The sequence below is a fragment of the Microcystis sp. LSC13-02 genome, from assembly GCA_002282935.1.
Lineage (GTDB): Bacteria > Cyanobacteriota > Cyanobacteriia > Cyanobacteriales > Microcystaceae > Microcystis.
In genome coordinates, this window is record MTBT01000110.1 from 1 (window position 1) to 7068 (window position 7068).

9 protein-coding genes are annotated in these 7068 nt (G+C 42.2%); 3 read left to right on the forward strand and 6 right to left on the reverse strand.

Annotation, left to right across the window (positions count from 1 at the left end; translation table 11 throughout):
- Positions 1–8: 8 nt before the first annotated feature.
- The gene (locus BGL89_RS06735; RefSeq protein ID WP_286825032.1) at positions 9–287 is read left to right on the forward strand and encodes a DUF4164 domain-containing protein; all 279 of its coding nucleotides are present in this window, start codon (positions 9–11) and stop codon (positions 285–287) included.
- A gap of 78 nt (positions 288–365) precedes the next feature.
- Here the strand turns inward: BGL89_RS06735 and BGL89_RS06740 are convergent, their stop codons facing one another.
- Positions 366–1130 (reverse strand): ABC transporter ATP-binding protein, encoded by a 765-nt coding sequence (locus tag BGL89_RS06740; RefSeq protein ID WP_286825033.1) that lies wholly within the window; start codon positions 1128–1130, stop codon positions 366–368.
- Positions 1131–1194: 64 nt separating this feature from the next.
- On the reverse strand, positions 1195–2007 hold the full coding sequence (locus BGL89_RS06745) for an inositol monophosphatase family protein (RefSeq protein WP_286825034.1): 813 nt from the start codon (positions 2005–2007) through the stop codon (positions 1195–1197).
- A gap of 61 nt (positions 2008–2068) precedes the next feature.
- Between BGL89_RS06745 and scpB the strand changes: the two genes are divergently transcribed.
- Both scpB and BGL89_RS06755 read left to right on the forward strand, forming a co-directional pair.
- On the forward strand, positions 2069–2587 hold the full coding sequence (gene scpB / locus BGL89_RS06750; RefSeq protein ID WP_286825035.1) for an SMC-Scp complex subunit ScpB: 519 nt from the start codon (positions 2069–2071) through the stop codon (positions 2585–2587).
- A 137-nt stretch (positions 2588–2724) separates the two neighbouring features.
- Positions 2725–3075, forward strand: a complete 351-nt coding sequence (locus tag BGL89_RS06755) for a DUF760 domain-containing protein (RefSeq protein ID WP_286825036.1) — start codon at positions 2725–2727, stop codon at positions 3073–3075.
- A gap of 447 nt (positions 3076–3522) precedes the next feature.
- On the opposite strand, the gene BGL89_RS06760 is transcribed toward BGL89_RS06755, so the two are convergent.
- The 4 genes from BGL89_RS06760 to BGL89_RS06775 all read right to left on the reverse strand — a co-directional run bounded on the left by BGL89_RS06760 (position 3523) and on the right by BGL89_RS06775 (position 6910).
- On the reverse strand, positions 3523–4386 hold the full coding sequence (locus tag BGL89_RS06760; protein ID WP_286825037.1) for an NAD(P)-dependent oxidoreductase: 864 nt from the start codon (positions 4384–4386) through the stop codon (positions 3523–3525).
- Between the two features lie 26 nt (positions 4387–4412).
- The gene (locus BGL89_RS06765) at positions 4413–5072 is read right to left on the reverse strand and encodes a class I SAM-dependent methyltransferase (protein ID WP_286825038.1); all 660 of its coding nucleotides are present in this window, start codon (positions 5070–5072) and stop codon (positions 4413–4415) included.
- Positions 5073–5085: 13 nt separating this feature from the next.
- On the reverse strand, positions 5086–5928 hold the full coding sequence (locus BGL89_RS06770) for a DUF6671 family protein (protein ID WP_286825039.1): 843 nt from the start codon (positions 5926–5928) through the stop codon (positions 5086–5088).
- Positions 5929–6052: 124 nt separating this feature from the next.
- On the reverse strand, positions 6053–6910 hold the full coding sequence (locus tag BGL89_RS06775; RefSeq protein ID WP_286825045.1) for a S1 RNA-binding domain-containing protein: 858 nt from the start codon (positions 6908–6910) through the stop codon (positions 6053–6055).
- Positions 6911–7068 lie beyond the last annotated feature (158 nt).

Below are 7068 nucleotides of genomic sequence, written 5' to 3' on the forward strand. Positions count from 1 at the left end.
TTTAGCTCATGTCTAACGAAACCGTGACTTATTCCCTAGAAGCTGTTCTGACAAGGATTGAGGGGAAAATAGACTCTCTACAAAGAGATGTTAACAAGCTAGAGATAGGACAATCGGAGTTAAAAGGGGAGATTAAAACCTTAGATGAGCGACTAACCACAGAAATTAAAGGATTAACTGCAAGAGTCGCTAATCAGGAATTTACCAATCGAGGGATTTTAATCGCTTTGGTCGTTGCCATTTTAGGAGGGGCAGCTAAACTTTTTGGTTTTCTTCCCAATCCCTAACAGCGATGATGGGAAGCGTGGTTTTTAATTAGGAAGTTGCCGTTTTCTTTTCACTGATTACCAAAAAATCCCCACCTCCTACCCAATCACCTCGTGTAAATCCGTCGGTGCGAGATTAGGATAAACCACTTCACCATCTTTAAACCAGATAATGCGTCCAGAGTGACGCGCCACATCAGCCTCGTGAGTTACCATCACGATAGTAATGCCACTGTTATTCAATTCCGAGAAAATAGCCATCACCTCTTGGGTAGTTTTCGAGTCGAGCGCCCCTGTCGGTTCATCGGCAAGTAATAATATAGGTTGATTGACAATTGCCCTAGCAATAGCGACACGCTGCTGTTGTCCCCCCGATAATTGATTGGGTTTATTGTGCAGTCGATTATCTAATTTTACCTTGGTTAAAGCAGCGATCGCTCTTTCCTTTCTTTCTTGGGGAGAAACCCCACCATAAATCATCGGTAACATGACATTTTCTAGCGCACTCATCTGGGGTAGAAGATGGAATTGCTGGAAAACAAAGCCGATTTTACGATTGCGAATCTGAGCTAAATCCCCATCCGGCAGCGTGGAAACGTCCAGATTTTCTAGATAATAAGACCCCGAGGTGGGACGATCAAGACAGCCGATAATATTCATCGCTGTGGATTTTCCCGAACCCGAAGCCCCCATAATCGCGCAATATTCCCCTTTTTTTAGGCTTAAATTGATGTTATTAAGGGCTTTAACCATGGTTTCGCCACTGCCATAGATTTTAGACACATTTTCGAGGCGAATAATTACTGGCTGATAGACTTCGGCTTTATCGTTGCGTTCGCTGAGAGAGGAAGTATCAAAACTCATGAAATAAATATAAATAGAGATAAAACCAATAAATGCAGCTATTCTAACCTGAGCAATTCTCCATTCAAGCAACATCCTTGAGAAAACCGACTAAAGGCAAGAAAACCGGCGCTAAATTCGATCGAGCCACGGCTAAACAGGGATAGGATCGATCCCGATAATTTTCCCCTACCCGCAAGGGAAAAATCTTTTCTCCTAAAGAGATAAATACTCCGTCCGCAGCCTGTAGAATTGCCCAAACCGCGGCAATATCCCAGACTTTCGGGGTTGCTTCCACTCCTCCCAAGACTGTGCCATCGGCAACCAAAAGCAGATTATAACTAGCCACTCCTATCATCCGCACTTTGCAGGGAAAGGGATTTTTTAATACATCTGTGCTACGAGCGCAGAGATTAAACAGATGATTTTTGCTAGGAAAATCGTCGCTGGTGTGAATCGGTTGACCGTTGCGGTAGGCCCCCACCGGACCGGTTAAACCCGTCTCACCGCACCAATAACCATAATAGGCCTGTTTAAGGCAGGGGAGATAAACAAATCCGAACACGGGAGTCCCTCGGTAGAGAAGTCCTAGGGAAATGCCCCAGATGGGAACACCGCGAGTAAAATTAGTTGTGCCGTCGATCGGATCCACTACCCAACACCATTCTTGCTCCGGGAAAATATGGGTAGTTTCCTCGGTTAAGACTCCATGATCCTGGAAAGTGCTGGCAATTAGCGATCGCAATTGGCCATCGGACCAACGGTCGGCAGCCGTCACTAAAGTCCCGTCTGCTTTATTGGTGGCCTGTAATTTGCCAAAATCAGCCAGTAAGCGATCGCCCACCTGGCCGGTAGCCTGATAACAAAAGTCTAAAACCTGACTCCAAAAAGTTTCCATAATTTTCTCGTTCGTCTTCTAGTAGAATATCAAATCATTGTCTAAACTTAGGTAGTCGAGATTGAGCGCGGAACCCCACCAGGAGATCAGACTAGCTACCCGTCTAGAAGCGATACTTTATCTAAAAGGGCAGCCTGTCCCCTTAACCGAGATGGTGACATTAACTAACAGCGATCGCTTGACGGTGGAAGATGCCATGATCGAATTAATGTCCGATTATGCCCACCGGGATAGTGCCTTGGCAGTGGTGGAAACCCCCCTCGGTTATAGTTTACAATTGCGGTCAGCTTATCAGAATTTGATCGAAGACCTGATCCCGGCCGAATTAGGTACGGGAACCCTCCGTACTTTGGCAGCGATCGCACTAAAAGAACCGATTTTACAAGCGGATTTAATTAATTTACGAGGCAGTACGGCCTATCAACAGGTTCAGGACTTGGTAGAACGAGGATTTGTGAGAAAACGCAAGCAAAACGAAGGCAGATCCTACTGGTTAGAAGTAACCGATAAATTTCATCAATATTTCGAGGTTGACAATCTTAGGGAACAGGGTATTCTGGAACCTACCGATCAGGAATAAGGAGAGAGAGGGTATATTAGGGGTGAATGTTCCTGAATCACTGAGCTAAACTTGAAGAAGATGGGGGTGACTTCGGGCAATCGAGAAGAGCGATTTGTTAACCTAAATCTAATAACCACTACAGCGTGGGAGTTCTGATGACTTTTAATCCTGATTTTTTTCCCTGGGAAACCGAAGAACAAAATGATAACTGTTTGATGCAGTATCTCCAGCAGCAGCATCCTGAAACCCTTGAGAGAATAGCCCAATCGGTCAGTAGCGAAATTAAAGATATTATCTCGCAAAATGTCAAGGGATTGGTGGGAATGTTGCCCCCGGAGGATTTTGCGGTACAAATTACCACCGACCGCGAGAATTTGGCTAATCTTCTCGCTTCAGCGATGATGACAGGTTATTTCCTCGGTCAAGTGGAGAAGCGCCATCATTTAGAATCAATTTTGTTAGCTACAGAATCAATTAAATTGGGCAAAAAACCAAAAATAGATTAATCTTCACCCAAGACAGAGACACTTTGATCGGTGTCTCTATCAGTTTTTAGCCCCCTTTGGCAAAACTCACCATCACCAAAATCGAGAGTAGAATACCGGGGGCAAGTAAACCCGCTAATAATCCAAATTCAGTCAGCGTCATAGAAAAATATGCCCAAAATTCCATCACTTCCTACTCTAACCCCCTCTTCTGGCTACCTCAACAAAGCTTAAGGAAAATTTAAAGCCTTTTACCGTTTTTTTTCCTATCAGTAAAGGTAAGTATTGCAGTTATCTTAATAATAAGCCTCAAAAATAAGGATTAAATTGCCTAAAATTTGTAAATAGACCATTTAATTGATTATTATTCATTCTTAATTCTCCTGACTACTGACTACTGGCTACTGACTCCTAACCCTAACAACAATTTACAAACCAAAGAGAGTCTTTTTGATGTTGGCAAGCGGTTTATAATTCTTTTTTCAGCGCCCCGTATAAAGCTGAATAATCTTGTTCTGCGAATCCCATTTCTAAAGCTTTTTCAAGAAGGCGCTGTACTCCTGTTAGGGGAAAAGTGGTTAAATCTAACCTCTCCGATTCCTCTAAAAAGAGATTGACATCTTTGAGTAAATGTTTAGTGGGAAAATTAGGGTTAGCATAATTTTTCTCTAACATTCTGGTTAATTTTTTGTCAAAAGTAGGCGCATATAAGGCACTTTGACGCAGGATCGTCATGAACTTTTCTAGCTCTACTCCTTGCTGGGATAAAAAAGCTAAACTCAAAGCAAAAGCACTGGTTAGAGCGGCAATTAATTGATTTAAAGCTAATTTTAACGCCGCGGCGGTTCCCACTTCCCCGATTAACATCGGTTCTTGACCAAAATGTGCTAATAAATTTGACCATTGATGGAACTGTTTCTCCGTTGCTCCCACCATAACTAAGAGAGTCCCCTTTTTAGCTTCGGGAATACTTCCTAACACGGGTGCTTCTAGATATTCTCCCCCTTTAGCAACAATTTGATCTCGCAGTTGTTTACTTTCAGAAGGAGCAATAGTTCCCATCTGGATAATAGTACGATTATTGAAGTTGGATTGCTCGGAATTTAATCCTAAAACCTCTTGGATAGCGGCGGCATTAGTTAACATTAAAATCAGACAATCTGCCTCTTGAATTACTTGCTCAGGAGAGCTAACTGTTTTGGCTCCCAACTGCTGTAAAGGTGTCAATTTTTCTAAGGTGCGATTATAGGCAATAACAGGAATTTTCTGATTTAATAATCTTTCTACCATTGGCGTTCCCATTAATCCCGTTCCCAAAAGTCCAACTTTCATAACTCGCTTTTCCCCTTATTTATTGATTAGTTTTTACTCGTTTTTATAGCTGTCCAATGACGTTCGGAAGACTGATAAATTTTAACATTTTCTAAGCCCGACTGCTGGATTAAATCTGCGATTTCTGCTAGGGTAAAAGCCGCTCGCAACGAGTCTTGAAATAGTTGCGCTTGTCGGGGAGAAAAATTAGGCTCGATTTCCCTCACCATCCCCTTGATTATTTCCTCGGAATCGGGACGGAATAAATCTCTTAAAAAAATGCCACCATTGGGTTTTAAAACTCGCTTAATTTCCCGTAAAAAAGGCAGAGGATTTTCGAGATGATGGATTAAACTATTAGAAATAACTAAATCAAATTGCTCGGATTGGTAGGGAAGATTTTTTCCATCAACTTTCTCTAATTTGATCTGTTCTTGACAGTTAGCATTAAGGATATTTTTTTGACCAATTTCTAACATAGAATTGGCCAGATCAATAGCGATAATTTGCCATTGGGGACGTAGTTGACTGATCATAATCGGAATGCGTGCAGTACCGGTTCCTACATCTAACACCCTAGCATTAATACCGGCCAATTGTACGGCTTCTTTAGCGAAATTAGTATTAACTTCGGTGAAGTCCATGGCATCATATTCGAGCGCTTCTTCCCGATCATCCATTACTTCTGGTTCTAAAATTCTTTCCATAGAAAAGCTATCTTTAAGGATTACAATATTCACAATACATCGGATCGGCGGTTTTTTGACCGTTGGGAAAGAGTTTTTCCTCTCGATAATCACACCTTTGACAACCGTATAGTTCCAGTTTAATTAAAGAGGTGGGAAAGTGACATAAACCACAGGGTAAACCCGATGTTATTTCGATAATATCAAACCCCGGACAACCACAATTAGGACATAATTGATTAAGTTTCTGAACCAGATTTGCTGTTGCGGCAACAATTGCTTTCATGCGCGTGGGATTGTGCATAGCGCGCATATCGGTTTCTAGGTGTACTTTGCCGTTTTTGTCAAGAATATCTTCAACAATTTTAACTAAATTTTTCCGGTCGGTAATTCCCTTAAAAATATTCTCGGAGTCGAGAGAATTTTTATCAAACATCACCACTAAACCATGACTAGGAAACCCTATTTTTTCGGCAAATTCTAAAGCATCTGCTAGATTAGTTACAGTTTGGTGAGCGTGATTAGTTTCCGTGACTATTGCTTGACCAATTATTTCTAGATTATGGACTTGATCGAACAATAAAATCAATTCACGATTACAGGAAACTAGCGGCAAGTTGGGATAGGGATAAAAACTACCCTCACTAGCAATTCCGATATCGTATCCCGAAAGCTCGATCGCTTGTTGTGCCTTCCTGCGAGCGGTTTCAATTTGTGTCCCGATGCGCTTAATATCCCGGGTAAAAGTGCCAAAGCGATCGGTATCAAAATTATCGGGTACAATCACCTTAAGTCCTATTTCTTGCGCTAAAATCGGTGCAATTACCCGCTCTTTTCCGTGCATAGTCCCTAAAATTGCTATCCGATCTTGAAACATCTTGGTCAAGTAAAAAGGAGACAGGAGAGAGGAGACAAATTCACCTGATAACTGATGGTGGGTTACGGCGAATACTAAATAGGTGGTAAAATATCTAAATTATTGTCGCCTAACCCACCCTACGCTAACTTTCGGGTGTTTTTCCCTGAGCTTGTTTTAATCTTTCTGCTGCTGTTTCCATGACTTCTGCAAAGTTTTCGAGAATTTCGCCGGGGTGTGCTTCGAGGATTTTTGTGGATAGGGAAATGCGATTTTTATATTCGTCAATTTCCGCGACTACCACTTTAATTGCTTGACCAACTTTAAAGAAAGTCATGGGAGAATTAAAAGAGGCTCCTGTCACCTGTTTAGCATGGAGTAATCCCGTCACTCCACCGCAATCGACAAAGACACCGTAGGGTTGTAATTTAACCACGGTGCCACTTAATAATTTACCCACAGCTAATTGACTGATAGCGTTAGCGCGAGCAATTTCTCGCTGAGATAAAACTAATTTATTATTTTCTTGATCGATTTGAATAAAAGTTGCGGTTAAAAGTTGTCCGATCAGGGAATCTAAATCATTTTTTTCGATTAAATGGGAGCGAGGGATAAATCCTTTTAATCCCTCCACTTCTCCCGTCACTCCCCCCTTATTCACCCCCGTGACGCGCAGCTGCACCGACTTGCCACTTTCAGAGATTTCCCTGACATTTTCCCAAGCTTTTTGCAGTAATAATTGCCGCAGAGACAGGGTAACTTGTCCTTCCGCATCCTGTCCACGGGTAATCAGAAAATCGAATTCTGCATCTATGGGTAAAGCTTCGGCAATGGAAGGAACATTTTCCAGGGAAATTTCCCTTAAAGAAATAAAAGCGGAGGATTTGCCGCCAATATCGATGAATGCTCCATCGGAGGTGTGTTGATCGACTCTCCCGCGCACGATCTGCCCTTTTTCAAATTGATAATCGTATTGATCAAGAGCTTTGGCAAAATCGTCCATGGAAAAGGCAGGGTTCGGTGTCATGATAAATAGAATGGTTACAAGTATAATTTCGATCTGCTTCCAGTTTGACACTCCTGGGCCTAAAGGCGTGAGGATTCTTGAGCTAATCACAGCCCTTTCTGGTTTCCCTTACTTAGGTCTTACACGATTATGTC